The organism is Microlunatus sagamiharensis (assembly GCF_900105785.1).
GTDB classification, from domain to species: domain Bacteria; phylum Actinomycetota; class Actinomycetes; order Propionibacteriales; family Propionibacteriaceae; genus Microlunatus; species Microlunatus sagamiharensis.
On the sequence record NZ_LT629799.1, the window covers coordinates 2,582,806 to 2,609,448 of the forward strand.

The following is a 26,643-nucleotide window of genomic DNA, read 5'->3' on the forward strand; positions in this document are numbered from 1 at the left end:
GGGCCTAGGGGACCCGAGGTCCGGTGAGCCGTGCTGACGATGCCGTCGCGGGGGAATACTCCCCTCCAGCGGGCAAGTATGGCAGTCAGGCCGGTGGCCGCCAAAAGTGCGGCCCGGACCGGGCGGCGTCCCGGCTAGCGGTTGGCCTCCACCATCTGGCGCAGCTCCTTCTTGAGCTCGGACACCTCGTCGCGGATCCGCGCGGCGACCTCGAACTGGAGCTCGGCCGCCGCGGTGTGCATCTGCTCGGTCAGCTGCTGCACCAGGTCGGCGAGGTCGCCCGCGGGCATGCCCGCGGTCTTGCGGATCTGGTCGGCCTCGCGCCCCAGGCTGGGCACCGGCGACTTGCCCTTGCCCCGCTGCCGCCCGCCCGCACCGGTGCCGCTCGACAGGAGGGAGTCGGTGTCGGCGTCCTCGCGCGCCAGCATCTCGGTGATGTCGGCGATCTTCTTCTGCAGCGGCTTGGGGTCGATGCCGTGCTCGAGGTTGTACGCGACCTGCACCTCGCGGCGACGGTTGGTCTCGTCGATCGCGGCGGCCATCGAGTCGGTGATCGAGTCGGCGTACATGTGCACCTCGCCCGACACGTTGCGCGCCGCGCGGCCGATGGTCTGGATGAGGCTCTTGGAGCTGCGGAGGAAGCCCTCCTTGTCGGCGTCGAGGATCGCCACCAGCGACACCTCGGGCAGGTCGAGGCCCTCGCGCAGCAGGTTGATGCCGACCAGGACGTCGTACTCCCCCATCCGCAGCTCCCGCAGCAGGGCGATGCGCTGCAGGGTGTCCACCTCGGAGTGCAGGTAGCGCGTGCGCACCTTGTTCTCCAGCAGGTAGTCGGTGAGGTCCTCGGCCATCTTCTTGGTCAGGGTGGTGACGAGCACCCGCTCGCCCCGCTCCGCACGCAGCCGGATCTCCCCGATCAGGTCGTCGATCTGGCCCGAGGTCGGCTTGACCACGACCTGCGGGTCGACCAGCCCGGTCGGGCGGATCAGCTGCTCGACGTAGCCGTCCGAGCGGACGAGCTCGTAGTCGCCCGGGGTCGCCGAGAGGTAGACCGTCTGCCCGATCCGCTCGACGAACTCCTCGAAGCGCAGCGGCCGGTTGTCCATGGCGCTCGGCAGCCGGAAGCCGTGGTCGACCAGCGTCCGCTTGCGGGACATGTCGCCCTCGTACATGCCGCCGATCTGCGGGACCGTCACGTGCGACTCGTCGACGACGAGCAGGAAGTCCTCGGGGAAGTAGTCCAGCAGCGTGTTGGGCGCGGTGCCCGGGCCGCGGCCGTCCATGTGGCGCGAGTAGTTCTCGATGCCCGAGCAGGTGCCGATCTGACGCATCATCTCGATGTCGTAGCTGGTGCGCATCCGCAGCCGCTGGGCCTCGAGCAGCTTGTGCTGCGACTCGAGCTGCGCCAGGCGCTCGCCGAGCTCGGCCTCGATGTCGCGGATCGCGCGCTCCATGCGTTCCGGGCCGGCGATGTAGTGGCTGGCCGGGAAGACGTAGACCTCGGTGTCCTCGGTGACCACCTCGCCGGTCACCGGGTGCATCGTCGAGAGCTTCTCGATCTCGTCGCCGAAGAACTCGACGCGGACGGCCAGCTCCTCGTACATCGGGAAGACCTCGAGGGTGTCCCCGCGCACGCGGAAGGTCCCGCGCGTCCCCGCGAGGTCGTTGCGGGCGTACTGGATGCCGACCAGCCGGCGCAGCAGGGCGTCGCGGTCGACCTCGTCGCCGACGCGGAGCCGGACCATGCGGTCGACGTACTCCTGCGGGGTGCCCAGGCCGTAGATCGCCGACACGGTCGCCACCACGATCACGTCGCGCCGGGTCAGCAGCGAGTTGGTCGCCGAGTGCCGCAGCCGCTCGACCTCCTCGTTGAGCGAGGAGTCCTTCTCGATGTAGGTGTCGGTCTGGGGGACGTACGCCTCGGGCTGGTAGTAGTCGTAGTAGGAGACGAAGTACTCGACGGCGTTGTTCGGGAAGAACTGCCGCAGCTCGTTGGCGAACTGCGCGGCCAGCGTCTTGTTGGGCTGCATGACCAGCACCGGGCGCTGCACCTTCTCGGTCAGCCAGCCGATGGTCGCCGTCTTGCCCGTGCCGGTGGCGCCGAGCAGCACGACGTCCTGCTCGCCCGCCCGGACGCGGCGCTCGAGGTCGGCGATGGCCGTCGGCTGGTCGCCGCCGGGCTCGAAGTCGGCCTCCATCGTGAACGGGGCGACCGTGCGCTGCAGGTCGGTGATCGGACGCATGGGTCGAGCCTACGCAGGCCCTCCGACAGTTTCGTCCTCCTCGCGCCCGGGCTCCGCCCCTGCTGTCGTCCGGAAGAAGCGCCCGGCCCGGCGCGAGGAGGAACCGTCAGCCGGCCGCCTGCGACTCGAGCATGCTGGTCGACATCGAGGAGAAGTCGTCCTGCAGGCTCGCCTGGTCGGCCGACGAGGTGAAGGCGACCGTCCCGACGACCGTGACGCCGTCGGACTCCCGCACCGACACGATGCTGACGAGCAGCAGGTTGCTCGTGCCCTGGCCGCCGCTGACGGTGACCTGGGCGTTGCACGTGGCGACCTCGAGCTTGTCGGTACCGACGTCCGCGCTCTTGGGCGTGGAGAACTTCCCGCCGCCCTCGCCCTCGGCCAGCTGCTTGTGCCAGGCGGTGCAGACCTGTCCGGGGTTGCTCCCGGCGTCCAGCTCGGCGGTCTGGCCGATGTAGACGTTCTTGTCGTCGGTCAGCTGGGCCAGGGAGGTGGTCTGCTTGCGCACCTCCCACCCGTCGGCCGCGACCAGCGTGACGCCGTGGCCGAGGTCCAGGCTCTTGCCGCCCTGGCTCCCGCCGCCGCTGCCCGGCGTGGAGGAGCTGCTCGGCTCGCTCGAGGGCGAGGCGCTGGGCTCGGTGGACGGCTCGTCGGGCGGCGGGGTCTGCGGGCCGGGGGTGATGGTCGTGGCCGGGACGTCCTCGTCGCCCGAGCTGAGCCCGATGACGATGCCGCCGATCGCCACCAGGGCGACCACGGCGGCGACGACGATGCCGATCAGGACCAGCGGGCTCTTCTTCTTCGGCGCTCCCCCGCCCGGTCCTCCGGGTCCGTAGCCCTGCGGCCCGTACCCGCCCTGGCCCTGCTGCGGGTAGCCGCCCTGCGGACCGTAGCCCTGACCCTGCTGCGGGTAGCCGTACGCCTGCTGACCCTGGGGCGCGTAGCCGCCCTGGGGCCCGTAGCCGCCCTGGCCCTGGTCCGGGTAGCCGCCCTGCTGGCCGTAGCCCGGCTGCTGGCCGAACCCGCCCTGCGGCCCGTGACCCTGCCCGGAGGGCTGGCCCTGCCCGGGACGTCCCTGGGACTCGCTCATGCCTGCTCCTCCCCGTCGTGCTCGCTTCGTCCCTGCTCGGCCGACGGCACGGCGGCCGCGCCGGAGCCCCGGTGCACGGTGACCGTCTCCTCACCCGGTGCGGCGCCCGCGGTCGCGGGCACGCGGGGCCGGACCCCGTTGGCGGTGGCGGCCACGGCCGTGCCGCAGGCGGCGCAGAAGGCGGCGCCCGGCTGGAGCGGCATCTCGCACTGGGAGCAGAACTCCAGCTCGCCGTCCGGCCCCACCCCCGCCGTGCGCGCGGCGTGCTCCAGCGCGGCCTCCATGAGCCCGGTGTGCAGCACGACCCGCAGCCGCAGGATCAGGATGCCGAGGAGCAGCAGGCCCCACACGATGCTCAGCAGGACGCCGAGCGTCGCGTCGCCGAGGAAGGAGAAGAGGTACACCCCGGCCTGGTAGGCGACGTTGGCTGCCACGGCGAGCACGACCGCACGGACGTAGCGCGGGGTGAAGCCGTCGTAGCCGCGCCCGAGGCCGGAGAACTCGGCGCACGCCAGCCCGCTCGCCGTGCCGATCAGCAGCGGCTTGACGAAGCCCTCGAGGAAGACCAGCGAGACCCACAGGCCGGGGTCCGCGTCCTGCAGCCCGCCGGTGAGCAGCGCCCAGTGGCGCACGAGGGTGTCGAAGGTGGAGTAGGCGACGCCGCTGATGACGCCGAAGGTGAGCCCGTCCATGAGGTCGTCGAACTGGGGCCGGCTGGCCAGGAGGACCGGGCCCACCTGGCGGATGGCCTCGCCGACCACCGGCGCGAGCAGGGCGACGACCAGGAAGGTGCCGAGGTCGGGCGCACCGCTGCCGGAGCCCTCGAGGCTCGGCGCGGAGAAGGAGACCGGTCCCCGCAGCCACGTCCAGAGGACGGTCCAGAGGATCGCCAGGACCCCGGTGAGCGCGAAGGCGAGCCCGGTGACCGGGATCGGCTCGTCCTCCCAGAGGTTCACGTCGTACATGTAGACGATGTAGACGATCGGGACGGCGAAGGCGGCGACGAGCACCGCGATCGGCATCGCCCCGAAGATGGCGGCCACCAGCGCCACCACGAGCGCGATGGTCAGCGCGACGCGGTAGGTCTGCGGCCGCTGGCCCGACCCGCGCGGCATGATCGAGGAGACGAGCGCGAACGACGCCACGGGCTCGTCCGGGCGGGCCGCGAACGAGCGGCGCCGGCCGGCGTCGCGGCCGCGGCGGTCGTCACCGCACTGGGCGCAGAAGTGGGCGGTCTCGGGGATCTGCGCGTGGCAGCGCGGGCACTCCATGGGTCCTCCTCGGCCTGACCCTGGACCAGGGTCGTCGGGGTGGCACGGGCCGCAGCCGACCCGGTTGGGCACGGAGTATGGCAGCCCGCGGAGTCACTCAGGGCTGATTCGGCGCCACAGGTCGTCGACGTGTCGGACGAGGTCCGCCCGGCTCCCGCTGTTGTCGAGCACCACGTCCGCGGCCGCCAGCCGCTCCTCGCGCGAGGCCTGCGCGGCGATGCGGGCGTCGACCGCCGCGTCGTCCAGCCCGTCGCGGGCGAGCAGACGGGCCCGCTGCACCGCCGGGTCCACGTCGACCACGACGACGAGGTCGAACGAGCCCGCCTGCCCGGTCTCCACGAGGAGCGGGATGACGTGCACGACGACCCGGCCGGGGCCGGCGGCGGCCTCGAGCTCGGCGGCCCGCGCGCGGACGGCGGGGTGCACGATCCCCTCGAGGTCGCGCCGCGCGGCAGCCGACCCCTCGCCGCCGAAGACGAGCCGGCCGAGCGCCGGCCGGTCGAGCCGGCCGTCCGGGGCCAGCACCGACGTCCCGAACCGCTCCACGACCGCCGCGAGCCCGGGCGTGCCCGGCTCGACGACCTCGCGGGCGAGCACGTCGGAGTCGACGAGCACCGCGCCCCGAGCGGCCAGGAGGTCGGCCACCGTGGTCTTGCCCGAGGCGATGCCCCCGGTCAGCCCGACCCGCCGTACGCCCGTCGCCGTCACACTCGGAGCGTAGTGCGCCGACCGGTCCCGGGACGCGGGAAGGCCCCGCTCCGTCGTGCGGAGCGGGGCCTTCTCGGTGGTGCTGGGTGCTGCTGGTGCTGCCGGTCGATCAAGCGTTGCCGGTGAGCTTCTCCCGCAGGGCCTGCAGGGCCTCGTCCGAGGCCAGCGAACCCTCCGGAGCGGCCGACGCGGGGGACGAGCTGCCGCCCCCGGTCGACGTGCTGCTGCTCGGCGCGCTGGACGACGAGGAGTACGTGGACGGCGCCGCCGCGGCGTTGGCACCCTCCTCGGCCTCGACGACCTGCTTCTTGTGCGCCTCCCAGCGGGCGTGAGCCTCGGCGTACTGGGCCTCCCAGGCCGCGCGCTGCTCGTCGTAGCCCTCGAGCCACTCGCCCGTCTCCGGGTCGAAGCCCTCCGGGTACAGGTAGTTGCCCTGCTCGTCGTAGCTCGCCGTCATGCCGTAGAGCGTCGGGTCGAACTCCTCGGAGTTGATGTCGACGCCCTCGTTGGCCTGCTTGAGCGACAGCGAGATGCGGCGACGCTCGAGGTCGATGTCGATGATCTTGACGAGCACCGAGTCGTTGACCTGCACGACCTGCTCGGGGATCTCGACGTGACGCTCGGCGAGCTCGGAGACGTGCACCAGGCCCTCGATGCCCTCCTCGACGCGGACGAACGCACCGAAGGGCACCAGCTTGGTGACCTTGCCCGGCACGATCTGCCCGATCTGGTGGGTGCGGGCGAACGCCTGCCACGGGTCTTCCTTGGTCGCCTTCAGCGACAGCGAGACGCGCTCGCGGTCCATGTCGACGTCCAGGACCTCGACCGTGACCTCCTGGCCGACCTCGACGACCTCGGACGGGTGGTCGATGTGCTTCCAGGAGAGCTCCGAGACGTGCACGAGGCCGTCCACGCCACCCAGGTCCACGAAGGCACCGAAGTTGACGATGGAGGACACGACACCCTTGCGGATCTGGCCCTTCTGCAGCTGCGTGAGGAAGTTCTGGCGGACCTCGGACTGCGTCTGCTCGAGCCACGCGCGCCGGGACAGGACCACGTTGTTGCGGTTCTTGTCGAGCTCGATGATCTTGGCCTCGAGCTCCATGCCGACGTACGGCTGGAGGTCGCGGACGCGGCGCATCTCGACGAGCGAGGCGGGCAGGAAGCCGCGCAGGCCGATGTCGATGATCAGACCACCCTTGACGACCTCGATCACCGAACCGGTGACGACACCGTCCTCTTCCTTGATCTTCTCGATCGTGCCCCAGGCGCGCTCGTACTGAGCACGCTTCTTGGACAGGATCAGACGACCCTCCTTGTCCTCCTTCTGCTGGACGAGGGCCTCGACCTCGTCGCCGACGGAGACCACGTCGAACGGGTCCACGTCGTGCTTGATGGAGAGCTCTTTGGAGGGGATGACCCCTTCGGTCTTGTAACCGATGTCGAGCAGGACCTCGTCCCGGTCGACCTTGACGACGGTGCCGCTGACGATGTCGCCGTCGTTGAAGTACTTGATGGTCGCGTCGATGGCGGCGAGGAAGGCCTCGTCGGACTCGAAGTCGTTGATCGCAACCTGGGGAGGAGCCTCGAGAGAGGACGTCATGTAGTAGGTGCTCCGGATGGTGGATGGTGGTGGAGTTGTCCGCTGAGGCCCGGTCCGTACTGCCTGACGAAGCTCACGCGGCGCTTATTCGACAACGCCGGACGACCACCATCTGATTCCGTACGAGCGTGCCCTGCTCCCTTGGAGGTAACGCAGGCCACAGCGACTCGCAACGTTACCCGCGCACAGGAAACGGGGTCAATTCCCCGACCCGCCCGTCATCCGCCCACCCTCCGGAGCTGTGACGGCGATCGCCCGTGGGCACCTGGCGTCGTGTGCGTGAAGCACGCCCAACCGAGCCACGGCGTCGGGCCGCGCTTCACGCGGACGGCGTCAGGTGCCCACGGTGAGGCGATCGCCGTCAGAGCGACCAGACAGTTCAGTGCGCGGCGTCGTGCCAGCTCCGCCCGACGCCCACCGAGACGTCCAGCGGCACGCTCATCTCCACCGCCTGGCCCATCTTGGCTCGGACGAGCTCCTCGAGCGCCTCGCGCTCCCCCGTGCCGACCTCGAACACGAGCTCGTCGTGGACCTGGAGCAGCATCCGGCTGCTCATCCGGGCGTCGTCGAGCGCCTGCTCGACGTCGAGCATCGCCACCTTGATGATGTCGGCGGCGGAGCCCTGGATCGGCGCGTTCAGCGCCATCCGCTCGGCCATCTCGCGGCGCTGCCGGTTGTCGCTCATCAGGTCGGGCAGGTAGCGGCGCCGGCCGAGGATCGTCTCGGTGTACTCGGTGCGCCGCGCGTCGGCCACCAGCCCGTGCAGGTAGGTCCGCACGCCGCCGAAGCCCTCGAAGTACTCGTCCATGAGCGCCTTGGCCTCGGACGTCTCGATGTGCAGCTGCTGGCTCAGCCCGAAGGCGGACAGGCCGTACGCCAGCCCGTAGTTCATCGCCTTGATCTTGGCCCGCTCGCCGCCGGTGACCGCGTCGGGCTCGACCCCGAAGACGCGCGAGGCGGTGACGGTGTGGAAGTCCATGCCCGAGCGGAAGGCCTCGATCAGCGCCTGGTCGTCGCTGGCGTGGGCCATGATCCGCATCTCGATCTGGCTGTAGTCGGCCGACATCAGCGACTCGTAGCCCGGGCCGACGACGAAGGCCTGGCGGATCCGCCGGCCCTCCTCGGTGCGGATCGGGATGTTCTGCAGGTTGGGGTCGGTGCTCGAGAGCCGGCCGGTCGCGGCGATCGTCTGGACGTAGGTGGTGTGGATCCGCCCGTCGTCCGCGATCGACTTGAGCAGCCCCTCGACGGTCTGGCGCAGCCGGATGGCGTCGCGGTGGACCAGCAGGTGCTGCAGGAAGGGGTGCTCGGTCTTGGCGTAGAGGCTCTGCAGGGCCTCGGCGTCGGTGGTGTAGCCCGACTTGGTGCGCCGCGTCTTGGGCATGCCGAGCTCGTCGAAGAGCACCACCTGCAGCTGCTTGGGCGAGCCGAGGTTGATCTGCTTGCCCAGGACCTCGTACGCCTCCGCCGCGGCGCGCGAGACGGTGGCGTCGAACTCCGACTCCAGCGCCCGCAGGTGGTCGACGTCGACCGCGACGCCGGTCCGCTCCATCCGAGCGAGGGTGCGCAGCAGCGGCAGCTCGACGCCGTAGAGCAGGCTCGTGCCGCCCCGCTCCTCGATCTGGACGTCGAGGGCGTCGGCGAGGTCGATGACGGCCCGCGCCCGGACCATCGACGCGTCGGCGGCGACCTTGGCGCCGGAGTCGTCGTCGCCGAAGTCGAGGGCGTCCTGGCCGGCGTCGGTGACGTCCTGCTCGCCCTCGGGCCCCTCGACCCGAAGCTCGCGCTTGAGGTAGCGCACGGTGAGGTCGGCCAGGTCGAAGGTGCGCTGGTCGGGCCGCACCAGGTAGGCGGCGAGCTGGGTGTCCGACGTCAGGCCGGCGAGCTCCCACCCGCGGGCCCAGAGCGCGAGCAGCGGGCCCTTGGCGTCGTGCATGGCCTTGGGCCGGGCCTCGTCGGCCAGCCAGGTCGCCAGCACCTGCTCGTCCTGCGCCAGCAGCTCGGTCACGTCGACGTACGCCGCGGCGCCGTCGGCCGCGGCGAGCGAGAGCGCCCGCACGTCGCCGGAGCCCGAGCCCCAGTGCCCGATCACGTCCAGCCCGGTGCGCCCGTCGCCGGTGTGCTCGGCCAGCCACCCGGCGAGCTGGCCAGCGACGAGCTGCTCCCCCACCACGTCGAAGCCGCCCTCGGCGACCATCTCGTCGGAGTTCGGCAGGGCCTCCAGCAGGCGGTCGCGCAGCACCCGGAACTCGAGCCCGTCGAACAGCGTGTGGACCGCCTCGCGGTTCCACGGCCGCCGCTCGAGGTCGTCGATGCCCAGGGGCAGCTCGAGGTCGCGCACGAGCGCGTTGATCCGCCGGTTGAGCAGCACGTCCTCGGTGCGCTCCTGGAAGGCCTGCGCGGCCTTGCCCTTGAGCTCGCCGGCGTGCTGGACGAGGGTCTCGAGGTCGCCGTACTGGTCGAGCCACTTGGCGGCGGTCTTGGGCCCGACGCCGGGGACCCCGGGCAGGTTGTCGCTCGTCTCGCCGACCAGCGCGGCGAGGTCGGGGTAGCGCTCCGGCGTCATCAGGTAGCGCTCCTGGACCACCTCCGGCGTCATCCGGGCGAGGTCGGAGACCCCCTTGCGGGGGTAGAGGACGGTGACGTCCTCGCTGACCAGCTGGAAGGCGTCGCGGTCGCCGGTGCAGACCAGCACCTCCCAGCCGGCGTCGCGCGCCCGGGTGGTGAGGGTGCCGATGACGTCGTCGGCCTCGAAGCCGGGCTTGTCGACGAAGGCGATGTTGAGGGCGGTCAGGACCTCCTTGACCAGGTCGACCTGACCGCGGAACTCGCTGGGGCTCTCGGAGCGGTTGGCCTTGTAGTCGCTGTACATCTCGCTGCGGAACGTCTGGCGGCTGACGTCGAAGGCGACGCCCACGTGGGTCGGCGCCTCGTCGCGCAGGACGTTGATCAGCATCGAGGTGAAGCCGAAGACGCCGTTGGTGTGCTGGCCGGTGGCGGTCGAGAAGTTCTCGACCGGCAGGGCGAAGAAGGCCCGGTACGCCAGCGAGTGGCCGTCGAGCAGGAGCAGCTTGGGCCGCGCGGGCTCCTTGGCGGCCCCCGCTTCGACCCCGCAGCTCCCGGCTTCGTCCTCGTCGCGGTCGGCACGCGCCGACTCTATCCGCGCCCACCGACAAGTCGCGCGCCGCGAAGAGCCCGTCCGTGGCAGGGTGCCGGGCGTGACCGAGCCGAGCCCGACCCCCTCCCCGAGCTCCCCCACGGGCCCCGCACCGCTGCCCGCGTGGTGGGCCACGACCGCCAGCGCGCTCGACGCCAAGATGGGCCTGGAGGTGACCGAGCTGACGCCCGACCGGGTGGTCGGCTCGATGCCCGTCGAGGGCAACACCCAGCCCTTCGGGCTGTGGCACGGCGGAGCCTCGTGCGTGCTGGCCGAGACGCTCGCCTCGATCGGGTCGTTCGCCCACGCCCGGACGCTGGCCCCCGGCTCCGCGGCCGTCGGCGTCGACCTGAACGCCACCCACCACCGCTCCGTGCGGGCCGGCCGGGTGACCGGGACCGCCACCGCCCTGCGCCTGGGCCGGCGCGTGACCTCGTACGAGGTGGTGCTCACCGACGACGAGGGCCGCCGCGTCGGCACGGCCCGGGTCACCTGCCAGGTGGTGCCGGGCGAGCCCGCGCCCGCCGGCGCGGACGGAGCCGAGTAGTGCCCCAGGTCGTCGCCCGGGCCTGGGTCGGGGTCCCGCCGGCGCTCGCCTTCGCCGTCAGCCAGACCACCGGCGAGGTCCGGCTGCGCTGGGACCCCTTCATCCGCGCGCAGCACCTGCTCGACGCCGAGCGGCCGGGCAAGGACGTGCGCACCGTGACCCGGTCCAGGGTCGGGCCGGTCGGCGGCTTCCGCATGGTCACCCGCTACGTCTCCTACCGCCCACCCACCTCGGTCGGCATGACGATGGAGGAGGGCCCGTGGTTCTTCGCCTCCTTCGGGGGCGGCTGGCGCTTCGACGCCGAGGCCCGCGAGGGCGTGGAGGGCACGCTCGCCACCTGGAAGTACACGTACGCGGTGCGCCCGCGGCTGCTGCGCCCGGTCGCCGAGCCGATCGGCCAGCGGCTGCTCGGGAGGGAGATCTCCGCCCGCATCGAGGCCTTCCGGCGGGCCTGCGCCGACCCCGACGTGCTCTCCGCGGCTTCCTGAGACCGCTCTCAGCGCTCTCCGAGGACCCCTGGACAGACCGGGCCCGAGGCGCAAAGATGTTGCGCCGCTGCCGCGACCTCACGCAGGAACTATCGTTCGACAGCCGACGAATGAATTCTCGCCTGTGACGACGTCATAACAAACGGTAACAGCGGGGTCATTTTCGGTAACAAGTCGGATATAACCCTCGGTAAGGCTGCGGCAGCGGACGACGTCCGCCGGGACCCCCGGCGGGCCGAGGTCACTGCCGCGACACGTCCGGGTTCCCCTGGTCGGCTCCTCGGGACGGAGCCGGCTCCACCTCCGGACGGGTGGCCGTAGGACGAGCACTGCCCGGCCGGCGCACGGTGTGCCGACCGAGATGCACGAGGAGGAAATCCCTTGCCAGCACGATCTCTGACGCGCGTCGTGGCGCTGGGCGCGATCGCCGCCCTGTCCCTGACGGCGTGCGCCAACGGCACCGACAACGGCACCGGAGGCGGCGGGGACACCCCGACCGACCTGATCATCTCCACCGACCTGCCGCTGCAGGGCGCCAGCGCGTCGACCTCGGAGTCGACCAACAACCTGATCCAGCTCTACCTCGACCAGGTCGGGGGCAAGGCGGGCAACTACAACATCAAGCTGCAGACCTACGACGACTCCACCGCCGCCAAGGGCGCATGGGACGACGCGGCCTGCGCCAAGAACGCGACCGACCACGTGGCCAACACCAACGAGGTGGCGGTCATGGGCACGTACAACTCCGGCTGCGCCAAGATCGAGCTGCCGACCCTCAACAACGACAACCTGCTGATGGTCAGCCACGCCAACACCAACCCGGGCCTCACCAAGGAGTGGGACCCGGGCGAGCCCGGCAAGTACTACCCGAGCGGCACGCGCAACTTCGCCCGCGTGATCACCACCGACGACTACCAGGGTGTGGGCGCGGCGGCGTTCGCGGCCAACGACCTCAAGGTCAAGAAGGCCTACGTCCTCAACGACAACCAGACCTACGGCCTGGGTGTCGCGCGCGCCTTCGAGGAGAACGCGCAGAAGAACGGCATCGAGATCGTCGGCAAGGGCAGCTGGGACGCCAAGCAGCCCAACTACACCGCCCTGTTCCAGTCGATCAAGGCCTCCGGCGCCGACATCGTCTACCTCGGCGGCATCTACGACAACAACGGCGGCCAGCTCGTCAAGGACAAGGTCTCGGTCCTCGGCCCGAACGACGGCGCGGTCAAGCTGCTGGCGCCGGACGGCTTCACCGGCTACCCGGACCTGCTGGCCCTCGACCAGTCGAAGGGCATGTACCTGACCTTCGCCGGTCTGACCCAGGACCAGCTCGTCAAGGCCGGTGGCGAGGGCGCCAAGCTCCTCGAGGCCTACCAGGCCAAGTACAACAAGGCTCCGGACGGCTCGTACCCGCTGTACGGCGTCGCCGCGGTCCAGGTGATCCTGGACGCGATCGCCAAGTCCGACGGCACCCGCCAGAGCGTGACCGAGCAGGTGCTCGGCGGCTCGGGGATCACCATCCCCGCCGACCAGTCGGTGCTGGGCAAGGAGATCAAGATCGACCCGGCGACGGGCGACACCTCCGCGAAGGACCTCACGATCGAGGTCGTCAAGGACAACAAGGAGACGTTCTTCAAGTCGCAGTCCATCTCCTGACCGCAGGGACCGCCGGGTCCGGCCTCGTGCCGGGCTCGGCGGTCCTTCGTCCGGCCCCGCACCGGTCCGGGTCCCCCGGCCCCGCCGGCGGCACCACCGCACCTCGCACCACCTCCGGGTCACCCGACCCGGCTCAGCACCGGCGCCGCTGCGCCGCCCTTCCGAAAGGTTGACCCGTGGCCACAGCGTCGCTCGTCGTCGGGGGTACCCAGAGAAAGGCCAAGGTCCGGCTCGGACCACTGGTCGAGCGTGTCCTGGGTTACGCCGTCCTCGCCCTGGTCCTCGTCTGGTTCGTCGCGAACATCGTCGCCGACCCCGACCGCTTCCTCGGCTCGCTCCTCGTCGGGCTCCAGAACGGTCTGCTCTACGCCCTCGTCGCCCTCGGCTACACGATGGTGTACGGCATCGTGGAGCTCATCAACTTCGCCCACGGCGACCTCTTCATGCTCACCACGATCATCGCGGCGGGCCTCATGGTCGGCCTGCTCGGCGTGACGCAGCTGACCGCGATCAGCATCCTCGCCCTGCTCCTGGCCCTCGTGGTCTGCATGGCCGCCGGCGGCTTCATCAACATGTCGGCCGAGTTCCTCGCCTACCGCCGGCTGCGCTCCGCGCCCAAGCTGGCGCCGCTGATGACCGCCGTCGGCCTGTCCTTCATCTTCCGCGGCATCGCCCAGCAGGAGTACGTCAACGGCTCGGCCCAGAAGAACTGGCCGATCGTGTGGGGCGGCCCGGTCGTCGAGGGCGTCTACATCTACAAGCTGGTGATGGTCCTCGCGGTCACCGTGCCGCTGCTGCTCCTCATGACCTACATCGTGTCGCGCACCAAGATGGGCAAGGCCATGCGCGCGGTCGCGCAGGACCAGGACGGCGCCCGCCTGATGGGCATCAACGTCAACGGCACGATCTCGTTCGTCTTCGGCCTCGGCGGCGCCCTGGCCGGTGCGGCCGGCGTCCTGTACTTCCTGTGCCAGACGCAGACCTACTACGACACGGGCACGCAGCTCGGCCTCATCGCCTTCACCTCCGCGGTGCTCGGCGGCATCGGCAACCTGAGCGGCGCGGTCGTCGGCGGGCTGGCGATCGGCATCATCCAGGCCATCAACGAGGGAGGCGCCTACGGGCTCGGCTCGAACTGGTCGCAGAGCGTCGTCTTCATCATCCTGATCATCCTGATGGTCTTCAAGCCCGAGGGCATCTTCGGGCGTCCCACCACGGAGAAGGTGTAGGCCATGGCTGCTGCGACGCACGCGGCGCAGGGCTCCTCGGGGGCTCGGCGCTCGCTCGGGAGGTACGGCTGGCCGATCGGCTACGTCGTCGTCATCCTCTTCCTGTTCTTCCTCTACTTCCAGATCCTGCCCAGCCTGGTGAAGCCGGTCTCGGCACCGGTGCTGGCCTGGCTCCCGGTCGCCACGATCAACGAGTGCCTGATGTGGGCGATCATGGCCCTCGGCCTGAACGTCGTCGTCGGCTACGCGGGTCTGCTCGACCTCGGCTACGTGGCCTTCTGGGCGCTCGGCGGCTACACCGCCGGCTGGCTGATGGCCTACCCGTTCAACTGGACGTGGGACTTCCACCTGCTCTCCCCGGTGAAGGCCACCACCCCGGGCACGCACATCAACTTCTGGTTGGTGGCGATCGCGGCCGGCATCCTCTGCTCGATCCTCGGCCTGATCATCGGCGCCCCCACCCTGCGGCTGCGCGGTGACTACCTGGCGCTGGTGACCCTGGGCTTCGGCGAGGTCATCACCCAGTTCTTCCGCAACTCCGGCGACATCGCCGGTTTCAACCTCGCCAACGGCGACCCGGGCATCTCCCCCATCGACCCGATCGGCACCGGTCCCCTGGGCGCGGCGGGCATCGCCCCGCCGCTGCTGACCAACTCGGCGGCCGGCAACGTGTGGAAGATCCTCGTGCTCGGCCTGCTGGTCGGCATCTGCATCTTCGTCTCGCTGCGCATCCGCGAGGGCCGGCTCGGCCGGGCCTGGCTCGCGCTGCGCGAGGACGAGCTGGCGGCCTCCATGATGGGCGTCCCGCTGGTCCGGGTGAAGCTGCTCGCGTACGCGGTCGGCGCCTTCTTCGGCGGCATCGGCGGCGTGGCGAACGCCTCGGCGATCACCACGGCCGTCTCGCCGTCAGGCTTCGACTTCGGCAAGTCGGTGCTGGTGCTGCTCATGGTCGTCCTCGGCGGCATGGGCAACGTCTGGGGCGTGACGATCGGTGCCTTCCTGCTCTCCTGGCTCAACAGCAACGGGCTCAAGCAGATCGGCGTGCAGATCGACTCCTTCGCCGGCACCGACCTCGCCGCGAGCCTCCCGCGTTATAACTACGTCATCCTCGGGCTGCTGCTCGTGCTGATGATGCTGTTCCGTCGCGAGGGCCTGATCCCCGAGAGCCGGACGAAGGCCCTCATGCAGATGCCCTCGAGGACCGAGGCCGAGTCGCTCGGCGCCGACTCCCTCGAGGCCGAGGCCGAGACGGAGGCGGTCGAGCACAGCGACGCCGACGACGACGCCAGGATCGCCGCCTCGGCGGCGGCCATGGCCGGGTCCGCGACCGCGGCCGGCACCAGCAGCACCGCCCGGCGGGAGGACGAGTCGTGAGCGAGTCGAGCCGCGGGAGCGCGGAGAAGACGGCCCCGGAGACCCTGGCGGACGTGACGCAGCTCGGCGGCACGCCCAACAGCCCCGACGACCCGAGCGGCGCGGCCGGCTACGGCCGGCCGGACTCGGCCCAGAGCGGGATCGACGGCAGCCTGCAGCGTCCCAGCGGCCTGGCCGCCGGAGCGCCCGGGGTCGACCCGGTCGAGGCGAACGTCCTCTACGCCGATCGCATCACCATCCGCTTCGGCGGCCTGACCGCGGTCGACAACGTGTCGTTCGCGATCCCGCCGAGGTCGGTGGTCAGCCTCATCGGGCCGAACGGTGCGGGGAAGACGACGTTCTTCAACGTGCTCACCGGCCTCTACGAGGCGACCGAGGGCGCGGTCTACCTGGACGGGCGCGACATCACCGCGGTCAAGCCGCACAAGCGCGCGGCGATGGGCCTGGCCCGCACCTTCCAGAACATCCGGCTCTTCGGACTCATGACGGCCGAGGAGAACGTCATGGTCGCCATGCACTCCCACCTCAAGGCGGGCGTCATGTCGACGATCATCCGGACGCCCGGGCAGCGCCGCGAGGAGCGCGAGGCGCGGGAGACCGCCCGCGAGCTCCTCGACTACGTCGGGATCGGCAAGACCGTCGGCGAGCTCGCCCGCAACCTCTCCTACGGTGACCAGCGCCGCCTGGAGATCGCCCGGGCCATGGCGCTCAAGCCCAAGGTCCTGCTGCTCGACGAGCCGACCGCCGGCATGAACCCGCAGGAGTCGGCGAACTTCAACGACTTCGTCTACCGGGTCCGTGACGAGAAGGGCATCTCGGTGCTGCTGATCGAGCACGACATGAGCGTGATCATGAAGATCAGCGAGCGCATCACGGTGCTCGACCGGGGCGCGATGATCGCCGAGGGCACCCCCGACGACATCCGCAACAACCAGCAGGTGATCGAGGCGTACCTCGGCAAGACCGGCACCCGGGAGGGCAAGCGCCTCCCCAAGCCGGGCGCCGCGGCGGCCCTGGGCACCGAGACCGGCACGACCACCACCACGGACGGGGAGCAGGCATGAGCGCGCCCACGCAGGACTCGGTCGCGGCCCAGGGGGCCCGCTCCCGGGAGGCGGGCAAGGAGGTCATCCTCGAGCTCAAGGACCTCTCGGTCAGCTACGGCAACATCGCCGCGGTCCAGAACCTCTCGATGACCGTGCACAAGGGCGAGATCGTCACCCTGATCGGCTCCAACGGCGCCGGCAAGTCCACCACGCTGCGCACCATCTCGGGCCTGCTGCGGCCCAAGAGCGGCGACGTCGTCTTCGAGGGCGACAAGATCAACGGCATCCCCGGCCACGAGGTGGTCAAGCTCGGGATCTCGCAGTCCCCCGAGGGCCGCAAGATCTTCCAGCGGATGACCGTGTCGGAGAACCTCGACCTCGGCGCCTTCACCCGCAAGGACACGACCAAGATCGCCGAGGACCGCGAGAACGTCCTCGAGCTCTTCCCGCGCCTGCGCGAGCGGATCAACCAGAAGGCCGGGACCATGTCCGGCGGCGAGCAGCAGATGCTCGCCGTCGCCCGCGCCCTGCTGGGCAACCCGCGCCTGCTGCTCCTGGACGAGCCCTCCATGGGCCTCGCCCCGGTGCTCGTCGACGTGATCTTCGAGACCATCGAGAAGATCCGTTCGCAGGGCGTCACCGTCCTGCTCGTCGAGCAGAACGCGCTGGCGGCGCTGGAGATCGCCGACTACGCGTACGTGCTCGAGTCGGGCCGGCTGAACACCCAGGGCGAGGCCGCCACGCTCCTCGACGACCCGTCGGTCACGGCGGCGTACCTCGGCGGGCACTAGCCCTTCGTGTCCGGTCTCGCGCACGCCGGCTGATCGCGGCGTCTTCCTCCCGAACGCGGACGGCGCACGGATCGCGGAGCCTCACAGCTCTGCGATCCGTGCGCCGTTCGCGTTCGCTCGTCCAGACGTCGCGGCCGGGGAACGCTCCCTGAGCCTGCCGAAGGGCCTCGACGAGGTTGGCGTCCTCGCGCTGTCGTGGAGCTGGCCGCTGAGCGCCCTTCGACAGGCTCAGGGGGCGTACCCCGGCCCTTCGACAGGCTGAAGGAGCGTCCGCGGAGCCGGGTGGCAGGCTGATGGCGAACCTCTCCCCCGCCGACGATCGGAGCCCTCGTGCAGCTCGGTGTCCACTTCGCGAACTTCACTCTGCCGGGCCAGCCCGGGACGCTGGCCACGCTGCTCGGCGACACCGCCGAGGCGGCCGAGGAGTCGGGGGCCGCGTGGTTCACGCTCATGGACCACTGGTTCCAGATGGAGCAGCTCGGCGGGCCCGACGAGCCGATGCTCGAGGGCTACACCAGCCTGGGGTTCGTCGCCGCCCGCACGCGGACGATGAAGCTCGGCCTGCTCGTCACCGGCGTCACCTACCGCCACCCGGGATTGCTGGCCAAGACCGTCACCACGCTCGACGTGCTGTCGCAGGGCCGCGGCATGCTCGGCATCGGCGCCGCCTGGTACGAGCGCGAGCACCTGGGGCTGGGCGTCCCCTTCCCCGGCACCGCCGAGCGCTTCGAGCGCCTCGAGGAGGCGCTCGAGATCTGCGCGCAGATGTGGAGCGACGACGACGGGCCGTACGAGGGGAAGCACTACCGACTGGCCTCCACGCTGTGCAACCCGCGGCCGGTCAGCACCCCGCGCCCGTACGTGGTCGTCGGTGGCGTGGGCGAGCGCAAGACGCTGCGGCTCGTGACCAGGCACGCCGACGCGACGAACATGTTCGCGATGGAGCCGGCCGACCTCGCCCACAAGGTCGAGGTGCTGCACCGCCACTGCGAGACCGAGGGGCGCGACCCCGCCGAGATCCAGCTGACGCTGGTCGGCGGACCCGACCCGGTGACCGAGACCGATGCCTTCCTGCGGGCCATGGAGGCGTACGCGGCGCTCGGCTTCAGCCACGTGCAGACCGGGCCGGCCGGGCCCGACCCGGTCGGCTGGGCGCGGGACCTCGCCCCGGTCGTCGCCCGCCTGGGCGGGATCGGCTAGCCGACCGCGGCCGCCTCGTCGTAGGAGCCCTCCTCGGGCACGGGCTCGTGCGGCGGGTGCGGCGGCTCCGTGGTGAGCCGGGCCCCGAGCTCGGCGGCGAGGCGCTGCACGAGGTCGCGGCTGGCCTCCATCTGGGTCTCCCAGTCGGGCCTGACCATGTCGATGCGCCGTTCGAGGGGCTGCTCGGCCTCCAGCGCCGCCGCGAGCGAGCGGTCGAGCCCGTCCTCCCACAGCTCCGCCATCGACAGCGCCAGCTGGGACTGCACGGGGTAGAGGGCGATCTGCGGACCGCGCGGCGCCGCCAGGCCGATCAGGTAGAGCCGGTCCAGACCCGCGGGCACGACGCCCCCGGCCGTCCGCAACGGGACGCCGCCGTCGGTCTGCAGCAGGTCGTCGGCGAGGAAGGGCAGCGACGGGTGGAAGCCGGTCGCCCACAGGATCGTGTCGAACTCGCCCGCGGAGCCGTCGGCGAAGTGCACCGTGCGCCCCTCGAAGCGCTCAATGCCCGGCACGACGGTGACCCGGCCGTGCTGGATCCAGTAGAGGAGCAGCTCGTTGACGATCGGCGCGCCCTCGGCGAGCGTGCGGAACGGCGGCTCCGGCAGCCCGGGGTAGTTCTCGTAGGTGCCCTTGCTGGCCGTGATCAGCAGCCGGGTGAGGAGGTCCTGCTCCTCGAACGTGAACTGCTTGAGCCAGCCGAGCTCGGAGCGCGGCACGCCGAAGAAGGTCTTCGGCTGGAAGTAGTGCCCCGACCGGATGCAGATCGACACCTCGAGGCGGTGCTGCGCGGCGTCCACCGCGAGGTCGCAGCCCGAGTTGCCGGACCCGACGACGAGGACGCGCCGGCCCTCGACGTCGGCCGTGCTGGAGTAGGAGCCGGAGTGGACCTGCGTCCCGGTGAACTCCCCCGGCACCTGCGGCACCCGCTGGTCGTGCAGGTGGCCGTTCGCGACGAACACCCCGTCGTACGCCCGCTGCGCGCCGTCGGAGGTCCGCACCACCCAGCCGGCCGACCCGGTCGAGCCCGGCCCCCCGTTCAGCAGGGGCACGGGCTCGACCGACTCCACCCGCACGCCGAAGGTGATGCGGGGACGCAGGTCGTGGGCGTCCGCGTACGCGTTGAGGTACGCGGTCACCTGGTCGCGGGAGGGGAAGAGCGGGTAGTCGGCGGGCATCGGGAAGCCGGCGTAGCCCGTCACGTCGCGCGAGGTGATGAGGTGCAGGGCCTCGTAGTCGGTGTTCCAGTGGCCGCCGACGCGGTCGGACGCCTCGAAGCAGTCGACCGTGCGTCCGGCGCCCAGCAGGGTCTGCAGCGCGGCGAGGCCGGCCGCGCCGGCGCCGATCACGCAGTAGCGGGGTGCGGCCTCGACCATGGCGGTTCCTCCCGGGGTGTGGCGGCGCGTCATCGGATCAGGCTCCCGCCGCTGATCACGAGGGTCTCGCCGGTGACGTAGCTGCCGCCGCCGGCGAGCTGGACGACCCAGCCGGCGATCTCCTCGGGCTGAGCGACGCGGCCCAGCGGGATCGTGGCGGCGGCCCTGGTGATCCGGTCGCTGGCCGCCGTCCCCGGGGTGGCGACCCACCCCGGCGCGACGCCGTTGACCGTGATCTCGGGGGCCAGCTCGACGGCCAGGGAGCGGGTCAGCGCGGACACCGCGGCCTTGGAGGCGCAGTAGACGAGCTGGCCCGGGGAGACGGCGAGGGCGTCGACGGAGGAGAAGTTCACGATCCCGCCGCCGCCCGCGGCGCGGAGCAGCGGCACCGTCGCGCGGCAGACGTTGAGCACGCCGAGGACGTTGACGTCGAAGACGCGGTGGAACAGCAGGTCGGTGTAGTCGTCCAGGGTGCTCGGCGGGTAGATGCCGGCCGCGTTGACGACCGCACGCAGCCGGAGGCCGTCCGCCGCGCGGACGACCGCGCCGGTCAGCGCGACCTCGTCGGTGACGTCGGCGACCACCGGCACGTAACGCTCCCCCAGGTCGGTCGCCGACGCCCGCAGCGCCTCGCCCGAGGAGTCGAGCGCGAGCACCGTCCAGCCGTCGTCCACGTAGCGCCGGGCGGTCGCCAGCCCCATGCCGCTCCCCGCCCCGGTCACGAGGGCGGCGTACGACGGTGCGGTGCGGTGGTCCTCGGTCACCCCTCCAGCCTGGCGGAGCCGCTGCTCAAGGTGAAGGGCCAAACGACGTCACCAGCCCAAGGAGGAGCCTTGGGCGAGGGGTCAGCGACGCCCGCTGAGCTCCCGCTCGGGCAGCACCCGGGTGACGTCGTCGAGGACCGGACCACGGCGGAAGGGGGCGGTGAGCGCGGGCAGGATCCCCTGGCGGTTCACGACCAGGGCCACCGCGGCGAGCGCCGCGTAGACGGCGGTCAGCACGAGCCGGCCACCCGTCCCCGGGACCGCGAACTGCACGGCGAAGAGGGCCAGCAGCGTCCACGCCGCCCACCGCGGGAAGCGCAGCGTCATCAGCACCGCGACCGCCATCAGGGTCTGGGCGATGGTCAGGCCGAACTCCTCGACCTGGCGCCCGTCGAGCACCAGCGCCGTCGAGCCGCCGCCCAGCAGGTAGGCGACCGGCAGGCTGCCGACCAGCAGCGTCCACTGGTTGACCTTGGCCGCGACCAGCAGGCCCAGCGCCGCCGCACCCTTGCCCCGGAGGGCGAAGATCACCGCGACGATCAGCTCGGGCGCCTCGGAGGCGAGCGGGGCCAGCCACTGCACGAGCAGGAACTGGTCGACCCCGAGCGCCTGGCCGCTGGCGATGAGCGCCTCGGCGAAGGGTTCGGCGCTGGCTAGGATGACGCCCGCGGCGAGCACGAACATCGCGGCGACGACGGTGCGCCGGACGCGGCCCGGCAGGGCGCCGATGCGGGCGGCGGGGCCGACGAGGTCGGGCTCCTCGTCATCGCCGGTGGTGGCGACCCGGACGAGGTAGAAGACGAAGACGCCGAGCAGCACGAGCCCGAGGAGCAGCGGGATCCGCCCGGTCGCCGGCACGACCAAGGCGAGCAGCGAGGCGAGGGCGAGGAACCCGATCTCGACGCGGTAGGCGGGGTCGAGCACGAGCGCGCGCACCGTGCGCCCCGTACGGCGGCGGGCGACGGCCAGCGACAGGATCACCACGACCGACCACCCCACGCCGAGGAGCAGGCGGTTGGAGCCGGTCATGTTGGCCGCCGCGAACTGCACGTACTCCGGGCGCGACCCGGCCGTGTAGGCGAAGTACAGGTCGACCGCGTACTCGGGCAGCACCGCGATCACGGCGAGGACCGCGATGGCGAGCCCCCCGGCGATGTCCACCTCGGCCGCCTCGGCCGCCCAGGCCAGCACGAAGGAGGCCGCGACGACCGCGGCACCGAAGACGAGCAGCGCCAGCCCGGGGGCGAGCTCCACGTGCCCGACCCGAACGGCGACGGCCGGCAGGGCCACCGCCAGGCAGAGCAGGACGGGTCGGAGCGTGCGCATCACGACGGTCAGCCTGCCAACGTTTCGTCGTTCGCGCAAATGACGAACTGGAAGGTGACACGGACCACCCGGCCGTCCGCGGCCTCGCCGGTGGCCCTGCGCAGGCAGAATGCGGGGCGTGACGCCGGAGCCGACGGACCAGCAGCTGGACGTGGCGGCGCGGACCTTCGCGCTGCTCTCCGCGCCGGTGCGACTGCACCTGGTCACCCTGGCCGCCGCGGGCGAGCACGACGTCGGCACGCTGTCGGAGAAGGCCGGCGTGAGCATCGCGACGGCGAGCCAGCACCTGAGCAAGCTCCGGCTGGCCGGGCTGGTGAGCGCACGCCGCGACGGCCGGCGGCAGATCTACACCGTCGACGACCCGCACGTGCTGACGATGATCCACCAGATCTTCGACCACGTCGCGCCCGACGGAACCCTCGCCCCCGACCCGCCGTTCCCGTTGGCAGACCCCCGAGACCGGGAGCCGGGCCCACCGGCCTAGGTCGGGACCCGGCCTGGTGCTACGACCTTGGTCCACTGCCGTCGGGCCCTGCCGCTGACCTAGCGTCGCCGTCGAGGGCGGCGTACGGCGCGGTGCGCCCGGCGACGGTCCTCCGCAGGAAGACTGGAGGGGCGGCGCCGCCGGTCCCCGCACCCCTGACAGACAGAAGGAACCGCCTGATGAGCACCACCACCTCGAACGCCCGTCCCACGAGCGGGAGCACCACGTCCGCCGGCCCGCTGCTCCTGGCGCTGAAGGTCTTCGCCGCGCTCGCGGTGGTCGCCGTGCTGTGGCAGTTCGTCACCGCGGGGCAGCTGCTGCCCCGCGGCTCCGAGGGCGCGGAGACCGGCCACGCAGCCGGCGCCATCGTCCTGCACGTCGTCAGCGGGCTGGCCGCCATCGCCGCCGTCGTGCTGTGGCGCCAGCGCGTCGTGAGCCTCGCGCTGGCCGCGCTGGCCGTCGTCGTGTTCGCCTTCGGCTTCCTGCAGGCAGCGCTGGGCGGCTACAGCTCGCTCTACGTCCACATCCCCGGCGCGATGCTGCTGACCGCCGGGGTGGTCTGGCTGCTGGTCGCCGCGGTCCGCTCCCGCCGGGCCTGAGCCCGGACCGTCGGGGGCGCTACTTCTTCTTCGCGCCCCCGGCGCCGTGCTCGATGACGCCCTCGGCGACCTCGCGCATCGACTTGCGCAGGTCCATGGCCGTCTTCTGGATCCAGCGGAACGCCTCGGGCTCGCTCAGCCCGAGCCCGGTCTGGAGCATGCCCTTGGCCCGGTCGACCGCCTTGCGGGACTCGAGCCGCTCCGTCAGGTCGCTGACCTCGGCCTCGACGGCGCTGATCTCGGCGAACCGGGCCCGCGCGATCTCGATCGCCGGGATCAGGTCGGCCTTGCCGAAGGGCTTCACCACGTACGCCATCGCCCCGGCCGCCCGCGCCCGGTCGACCAGCTCGCGCTGGCTGAACGCGGTCAGCATCACCACGGGGGCGATGCGCTCCGTCGCGATCTTCTCGGCCGCGCTGATGCCGTCGAGCTTGGGCATCTTGACGTCCATGACCACCAGGTCGGGACGCAGCTCGGTGGTCAGCTCGACCGCGGCCTCGCCGTCGCCGGCCTGGCCGACGACGTCGTAGCCCTCCTCCGTCAGCATCTCGACGAGGTCGAGACGGATGAGCGCCTCGTCCTCGGCCACGACGACACGGGTGGGTGCGGTCTCCGACGCTGGAGTGTCTGCGCTCGTCACGCCGAACACTCTATCGATCCTGTGTAACGAACGGGGTCCTCGACCACCGCGGTCGGTCGCGCGGACCGGAAGCGCGCGGGAGGGCGTGTGGGACACTGGCGCCGCCCCGCGGCGCTGACGGTGGGGCGTGCCGGGGTGGCGGAAAGGCATACGCGGACGGCTCAAACCCGTCTGTCCGAAAGGACTTGGGGGTTCGAATCCCCTCCCCGGCACTGGTTCTGCGGTCTGGCCCCGCTACGAGGGCTCGACGGCGCGCGGCGCCTCGTCCCGCCCTCGCCGCTGTGCTCCGCACGCTCCGCACGGCGGCAAACGCCCGACCCACCCGGACGAGGCGCCGGACGCCGCCGAGCCCTCTCCGCTCCTTCTCCGCCGGCCGACCGGGCGGGCGGCTTAGGCTCCCCCGCCCTCTCGGACTCCGACGACGGGTTGCTCCCGGGGTCTCGCGCAGAGCGCGCCTGCGGCCGATCTCCCGCGCTCCTCCCCGGACCACCGCTCGGACCGGTTCTGGCTCCTTGCACCCGGTGTCGCTCCTCGCACCGGGCAGACCCGGTGCGAGGAGCGGTAGAGGGTGCGAGGACTGCGCTGCGCGATGCCCGGTCCCGTGGGGCGGTGCCCGCCGCCTCCCGCCCGGCAGCAGTCAGCTCGCTCCCCTGACCCGAACGCCGCTCGGAACGCTTCCCGCTCCCCGCACCCCTTCTCGGGCCCTGCACCCCTTGTCGCTCCTCGCACCGGGCAGACCAGGTGCGAGGAGCGGCAGAGGGTGCGAGGAGCTCGGGTGCCTCAGGCGGGGAGGCGGAGGGAGGGTCTCGTGGGGTCGAAGAGGGCGATGTCGTGGGCCGTACGGCCGTCGATCGTCAGGTCGGCGAGGATCTCGCCCATCACGGGGACGAACTTGAAGCCGTGGCCGGAGCAGACCGAGGCGACGACGACCTCGGGGTGCTCGGGGAGGGCGCCGACGACGAAGTCGTGGTCGGGCGAGGTCGTGTAGAGGCAGGTCATCGCCTTGACCAGCGGCCCGGTCAGGTGCGGGAAGAGCCCGCGGGCGCGGGCGCGGGTGGCCTCGGTCTCCGCCTCGGTCGTCTGCCGGTCGACGGCGTCGGGGTCCGTGCGCTGGAAGGTGTTGAAGAAGGCGAGCTTGAGCCCGCCGGCGGGGCCGTCGACCATCGGGAAGCCGTAGATGTCGCGGTTGTGGTCGGTCTCCTCGATGTAGACCGGCAGGTCGCGCCAGGCCTCGTACGGCACGGTCGAGAAGTCCGGCGTGAACCAGCACACGACCTGCCGCTCCACCCGCAGGTCGAGGCCGAGGTCGGCGAGCATGCCCGGCGCCCAGGCGCCGGTGGCGACCACGAGCCGGTCGGCGCCGTACGTGCCGGCGTCGGTGGTCACCTCGACCCCGCCGCCCGGGGTGGAGCGCCAGGAGCGGACGGGCTCGTCGTAGCGGAGCTCGGCGCCGTGGCGCACGGCCAGGTCGAGGTTGGCGAGGATCGACTCCTCGGGGCGGACGTAGCCGGCGTTCTCCTCGAAGAGCCCGAGCGCGTGGTCGGCCGGGTCCATCGCCGGGAAGCGCTCGCGGATGGCGGCGGCGTCCAGCACCTCGTGCGCGAGCCCGTACGCCTCGGCCGAGCGCTTGGCGCCGGCGAAGATCTTCGAGTCCGGGTCGCCGACGTAGATCCCGCCGCACAGCGTCAGCAGGTCGCGGCCGCTGTCGGCCTCCAGCTGGCGCCAGCCCTCGTACGCGCGCCGCAGCAGCGGGACGTACGCCGGCCCCTCGAAGTAGGACTGCCGCACGATGCGCGTCTCGCCGTGCCCCGAGCCCTGGTCGTGGGCGGGCCAGAAGCGCTCGAGGCCGAGCACCGACAGGCCGCGGGCAGCGAGCTGGTGGGCGGCGGCGGAGCCCATCGAGCCGAGGCCGGCGACGATCACGTCGACGTGGCGGGCGGCGGCGTTCACGGGCGGGCTCTTTCGGCGGCGGCGACCAGGCGGGCCGCGAGCGGCGACGGTGGGGCGGCACCCCACGTGTCGGCGAGGGCGTAGCCCGCGGGGAACGGGTCGGTGGGGTCGACGCCGACCTGGCAGAGCTGGGTGATCCAGGCCTGACCGGCGACGCTCGGCACGACGGCGGGGACACCGCCGACGCTGGTGAGCGACTCGATCCGGCTGTCGAAGCGCGAGCCGATGATCGAGGTGTGGACGAAGTCCTCGCCCGCGCCGATCTCGCCACGGGCGTGCATGACGGCGAGGCGGGCCGAGGTGCCGGTGCCGCAGGGCGAGCGGTCGAGCCGGCCGGGGCTGACGACGACCGCGTTCGCCGCGGTCAGGAGGCCGTCCGCGCCGCGCGAGACCGGCCCGGTCCACTCGAAGTTCGTGATGCCGGGGAAGTCGGGGTTCTCGGGGTGCACCGCGTCGAGCTGCTCGGCCGCGGCGAGCTTGATCACCTCGCCGACCACGCAGAGGTCGCGGCCCTCGTCGGGCGTGATGCCGAAGCCCAGCAAGGCGGCGTCGAGGAGCACGTACGCCATCCCGCCCCAGGCGACGTCGACCGTGACGGTGCCGAGGCCGGGGACCTCGACCGGCGCGGCGAGGTGGTAGACGAAGGCGGGCTGGTTCGTGAACCGCACCGAGGTGACCTTGCCGTCGGCGCAGGTGCACTCGACGCGGATCAGCCCCGCGGCCGACTCGAGCGTCAGGTGGGTGACGGGCTCGACCATCGGCAGCATCCCGGTCTCCAGCAGCGCGGTCGTCACGCAGATGGTGTTGCTGCCCGACATCACCGGGTACTCGGTTGACTCGGCGATGACGTAGCCGAGCTGCGCCTCCGGGTGCCGCGTCGGGAGCACGAAGTCGGCGCTGTTGATCACGTTGCCGCGCGGCTCCTGCAGCAGCCGCAGGCGCAGCTCGTCGCGGTGCTCGGTGAGGTACGCCCGCTTGTCGAGCATCGTCTCGCCGGGCACGTCGCCGAGACCGCCCGTCACCACCCGCGCGTTCTCACCGCCGCAGTGCACGTCGACCACGTTCAGCACCTGGCTCCAGCGCATGGACCCCTCCTCGTGGGCACGTCCG

At 71.8% G+C, this 26,643-nt stretch carries 22 protein-coding genes and 1 tRNA gene; 11 read left to right on the plus strand and 12 right to left on the minus strand.

Annotation, left to right across the window (positions count from 1 at the left end):
- Window positions 1-134 precede the first annotated feature (134 nt).
- The 6 genes from uvrB to polA all read right to left on the minus strand — a co-directional run bounded on the left by uvrB (window position 135) and on the right by polA (window position 9,985).
- Window positions 135-2,243: an excinuclease ABC subunit UvrB gene (gene uvrB, locus BLU42_RS11795; protein WP_091074616.1), complete on the minus strand. Its 2,109-nt coding sequence runs from the start codon at window positions 2,241-2,243 to the stop codon at window positions 135-137.
- A 106-nt stretch (window positions 2,244-2,349) separates the two neighbouring features.
- Window positions 2,350-3,333, minus strand: coding sequence for a hypothetical protein (locus tag BLU42_RS21125; RefSeq protein WP_197680424.1), 984 nt, complete (start codon window positions 3,331-3,333; stop codon window positions 2,350-2,352).
- Window positions 3,330-4,604 (minus strand): zinc-ribbon domain-containing protein, encoded by a 1,275-nt coding sequence (locus BLU42_RS11805; RefSeq protein ID WP_091074618.1) that lies wholly within the window; start codon window positions 4,602-4,604, stop codon window positions 3,330-3,332. The genes BLU42_RS21125 and BLU42_RS11805 overlap by 4 nt, the downstream gene beginning before the upstream one ends.
- Window positions 4,605-4,697: 93 nt before the next feature.
- Window positions 4,698-5,312 (minus strand): dephospho-CoA kinase, encoded by a 615-nt coding sequence (gene coaE, locus BLU42_RS11810; RefSeq protein ID WP_091074620.1) that lies wholly within the window; start codon window positions 5,310-5,312, stop codon window positions 4,698-4,700.
- Window positions 5,313-5,421: 109 nt separating this feature from the next.
- Window positions 5,422-6,915 carry a 30S ribosomal protein S1 gene (gene rpsA, locus BLU42_RS11815; protein WP_091074622.1) on the minus strand — a complete coding sequence of 498 codons (1,494 nt, stop codon included), beginning with the start codon at window positions 6,913-6,915 and terminating at the stop codon, window positions 5,422-5,424.
- A gap of 379 nt (window positions 6,916-7,294) precedes the next feature.
- Window positions 7,295-9,985, minus strand: a complete 2,691-nt coding sequence (gene polA, locus BLU42_RS11820; RefSeq protein ID WP_231918593.1) for a DNA polymerase I — start codon at window positions 9,983-9,985, stop codon at window positions 7,295-7,297.
- Window positions 9,986-10,133: 148 nt separating this feature from the next.
- On the opposite strand from polA, the gene BLU42_RS11825 reads away from it, so the two are divergent.
- The 8 genes from BLU42_RS11825 (at window position 10,134) to BLU42_RS11860 (ending at window position 18,397) form a co-directional block, all read left to right on the plus strand.
- On the plus strand, window positions 10,134-10,619 hold the full coding sequence (locus tag BLU42_RS11825; protein WP_231918111.1) for a PaaI family thioesterase: 486 nt from the start codon (window positions 10,134-10,136) through the stop codon (window positions 10,617-10,619).
- Window positions 10,619-11,107 carry an SRPBCC family protein gene (locus tag BLU42_RS11830; protein WP_091074625.1) on the plus strand — a complete coding sequence of 163 codons (489 nt, stop codon included), beginning with the start codon at window positions 10,619-10,621 and terminating at the stop codon, window positions 11,105-11,107. The genes BLU42_RS11825 and BLU42_RS11830 overlap by 1 nt, the downstream gene beginning before the upstream one ends.
- 381 nt (window positions 11,108-11,488) lie before the next feature.
- Window positions 11,489-12,757 carry a branched-chain amino acid ABC transporter substrate-binding protein gene (locus tag BLU42_RS11835; protein WP_091074627.1) on the plus strand — a complete coding sequence of 423 codons (1,269 nt, stop codon included), beginning with the start codon at window positions 11,489-11,491 and terminating at the stop codon, window positions 12,755-12,757.
- Between the two features lie 176 nt (window positions 12,758-12,933).
- Window positions 12,934-13,986 (plus strand): branched-chain amino acid ABC transporter permease, encoded by a 1,053-nt coding sequence (locus tag BLU42_RS11840; RefSeq protein ID WP_197680425.1) that lies wholly within the window; start codon window positions 12,934-12,936, stop codon window positions 13,984-13,986.
- Between the two features lie 3 nt (window positions 13,987-13,989).
- Entirely contained in the window at window positions 13,990-15,360 is a 1,371-nt protein-coding gene (locus BLU42_RS11845; protein ID WP_091074629.1) for a branched-chain amino acid ABC transporter permease, read from the plus strand.
- A complete protein-coding gene (locus BLU42_RS11850; RefSeq protein ID WP_231918112.1) occupies window positions 15,357-16,424 on the plus strand; it encodes an ABC transporter ATP-binding protein in 1,068 nt (355 codons plus the stop codon). The genes BLU42_RS11845 and BLU42_RS11850 overlap by 4 nt, the downstream gene beginning before the upstream one ends.
- Window positions 16,421-17,197, plus strand: coding sequence for an ABC transporter ATP-binding protein (locus tag BLU42_RS11855; RefSeq protein WP_091074631.1), 777 nt, complete (start codon window positions 16,421-16,423; stop codon window positions 17,195-17,197). Before BLU42_RS11850 ends, BLU42_RS11855 begins: the two co-directional genes overlap by 4 nt.
- A gap of 330 nt (window positions 17,198-17,527) precedes the next feature.
- Window positions 17,528-18,397 (plus strand): LLM class F420-dependent oxidoreductase, encoded by an 870-nt coding sequence (locus BLU42_RS11860; protein WP_091074632.1) that lies wholly within the window; start codon window positions 17,528-17,530, stop codon window positions 18,395-18,397.
- Here BLU42_RS11860 and BLU42_RS11865 read toward each other — a convergent pair.
- The 3 genes from BLU42_RS11865 to BLU42_RS11875 form a co-directional block, all read right to left on the minus strand.
- Window positions 18,394-19,803 (minus strand): flavin-containing monooxygenase, encoded by a 1,410-nt coding sequence (locus BLU42_RS11865; RefSeq protein WP_231918113.1) that lies wholly within the window; start codon window positions 19,801-19,803, stop codon window positions 18,394-18,396. The genes BLU42_RS11860 and BLU42_RS11865 overlap by 4 nt on opposite strands.
- Window positions 19,800-20,534 carry an SDR family NAD(P)-dependent oxidoreductase gene (locus BLU42_RS11870; RefSeq protein WP_231918114.1) on the minus strand — a complete coding sequence of 245 codons (735 nt, stop codon included), beginning with the start codon at window positions 20,532-20,534 and terminating at the stop codon, window positions 19,800-19,802. Before BLU42_RS11870 ends, BLU42_RS11865 begins: the two co-directional genes overlap by 4 nt.
- Window positions 20,535-20,615: 81 nt before the next feature.
- Window positions 20,616-21,860: a sodium:proton exchanger gene (locus BLU42_RS11875; RefSeq protein ID WP_091080282.1), complete on the minus strand. Its 1,245-nt coding sequence runs from the start codon at window positions 21,858-21,860 to the stop codon at window positions 20,616-20,618.
- 109 nt (window positions 21,861-21,969) lie between these two features.
- Here BLU42_RS11875 and BLU42_RS11880 point away from each other — a divergent pair, with 109 nt between their 5' ends.
- Window positions 21,970-22,344, plus strand: coding sequence for an ArsR/SmtB family transcription factor (locus BLU42_RS11880; protein WP_091074637.1), 375 nt, complete (start codon window positions 21,970-21,972; stop codon window positions 22,342-22,344).
- A gap of 179 nt (window positions 22,345-22,523) precedes the next feature.
- Window positions 22,524-22,943 (plus strand): hypothetical protein, encoded by a 420-nt coding sequence (locus tag BLU42_RS11885; protein ID WP_091074639.1) that lies wholly within the window; start codon window positions 22,524-22,526, stop codon window positions 22,941-22,943.
- Window positions 22,944-22,962: 19 nt separating this feature from the next.
- Here BLU42_RS11885 and BLU42_RS11890 read toward each other — a convergent pair whose 3' ends face one another.
- The gene (locus BLU42_RS11890; RefSeq protein WP_091080285.1) at window positions 22,963-23,583 is read right to left on the minus strand and encodes an ANTAR domain-containing response regulator; all 621 of its coding nucleotides are present in this window, start codon (window positions 23,581-23,583) and stop codon (window positions 22,963-22,965) included.
- 129 nt (window positions 23,584-23,712) lie between these two features.
- Between BLU42_RS11890 and BLU42_RS11895 the strand changes: the two genes are divergently transcribed.
- Window positions 23,713-23,795 (plus strand) — tRNA-Leu (locus tag BLU42_RS11895).
- 568 nt (window positions 23,796-24,363) lie between these two features.
- Here the strand turns inward: BLU42_RS11895 and solA are convergent.
- Together solA and BLU42_RS11905 are read right to left on the minus strand one after the other, a co-directional pair.
- Window positions 24,364-25,533 carry an N-methyl-L-tryptophan oxidase gene (gene solA / locus BLU42_RS11900; protein WP_231918116.1) on the minus strand — a complete coding sequence of 390 codons (1,170 nt, stop codon included), beginning with the start codon at window positions 25,531-25,533 and terminating at the stop codon, window positions 24,364-24,366.
- Window positions 25,530-26,618: a proline racemase family protein gene (locus BLU42_RS11905; RefSeq protein ID WP_091074641.1), complete on the minus strand. Its 1,089-nt coding sequence runs from the start codon at window positions 26,616-26,618 to the stop codon at window positions 25,530-25,532. Before BLU42_RS11905 ends, solA begins: the two co-directional genes overlap by 4 nt.
- Between the last annotated feature and the right edge of the window lie 25 nt (window positions 26,619-26,643).

Excerpts from the sequence above, each read along its gene's own strand:
- uvrB (WP_091074616.1), bottom strand. The coding sequence starts at position 2,243 with ATGCGTCCGATCACCGACCTGCAGCGCACGGTCGCCCCGTTCACGATG.
- BLU42_RS21125 (WP_197680424.1), bottom strand. The coding sequence starts at position 3,333 with ATGAGCGAGTCCCAGGGACGTCCCGGGCAGGGCCAGCCCTCCGGGCAG.
- BLU42_RS11805 (WP_091074618.1), bottom strand. The coding sequence starts at position 4,604 with ATGGAGTGCCCGCGCTGCCACGCGCAGATCCCCGAGACCGCCCACTTC.
- rpsA (WP_091074622.1), bottom strand. The coding sequence starts at position 6,915 with ATGACGTCCTCTCTCGAGGCTCCTCCCCAGGTTGCGATCAACGACTTC.
- BLU42_RS11845 (WP_091074629.1), top strand. The coding sequence starts at position 13,990 with ATGGCTGCTGCGACGCACGCGGCGCAGGGCTCCTCGGGGGCTCGGCGC.
- BLU42_RS11855 (WP_091074631.1), top strand. The coding sequence starts at position 16,421 with ATGAGCGCGCCCACGCAGGACTCGGTCGCGGCCCAGGGGGCCCGCTCC.
- BLU42_RS11865 (WP_231918113.1), bottom strand. The coding sequence starts at position 19,803 with ATGACGCGCCGCCACACCCCGGGAGGAACCGCCATGGTCGAGGCCGCA.
- BLU42_RS11875 (WP_091080282.1), bottom strand. The coding sequence starts at position 21,860 with ATGCGCACGCTCCGACCCGTCCTGCTCTGCCTGGCGGTGGCCCTGCCG.
- BLU42_RS11880 (WP_091074637.1), top strand. The coding sequence starts at position 21,970 with ATGCGGGGCGTGACGCCGGAGCCGACGGACCAGCAGCTGGACGTGGCG.
- BLU42_RS11885 (WP_091074639.1), top strand. The coding sequence starts at position 22,524 with ATGAGCACCACCACCTCGAACGCCCGTCCCACGAGCGGGAGCACCACG.
- BLU42_RS11905 (WP_091074641.1), bottom strand. The coding sequence starts at position 26,618 with ATGCGCTGGAGCCAGGTGCTGAACGTGGTCGACGTGCACTGCGGCGGT.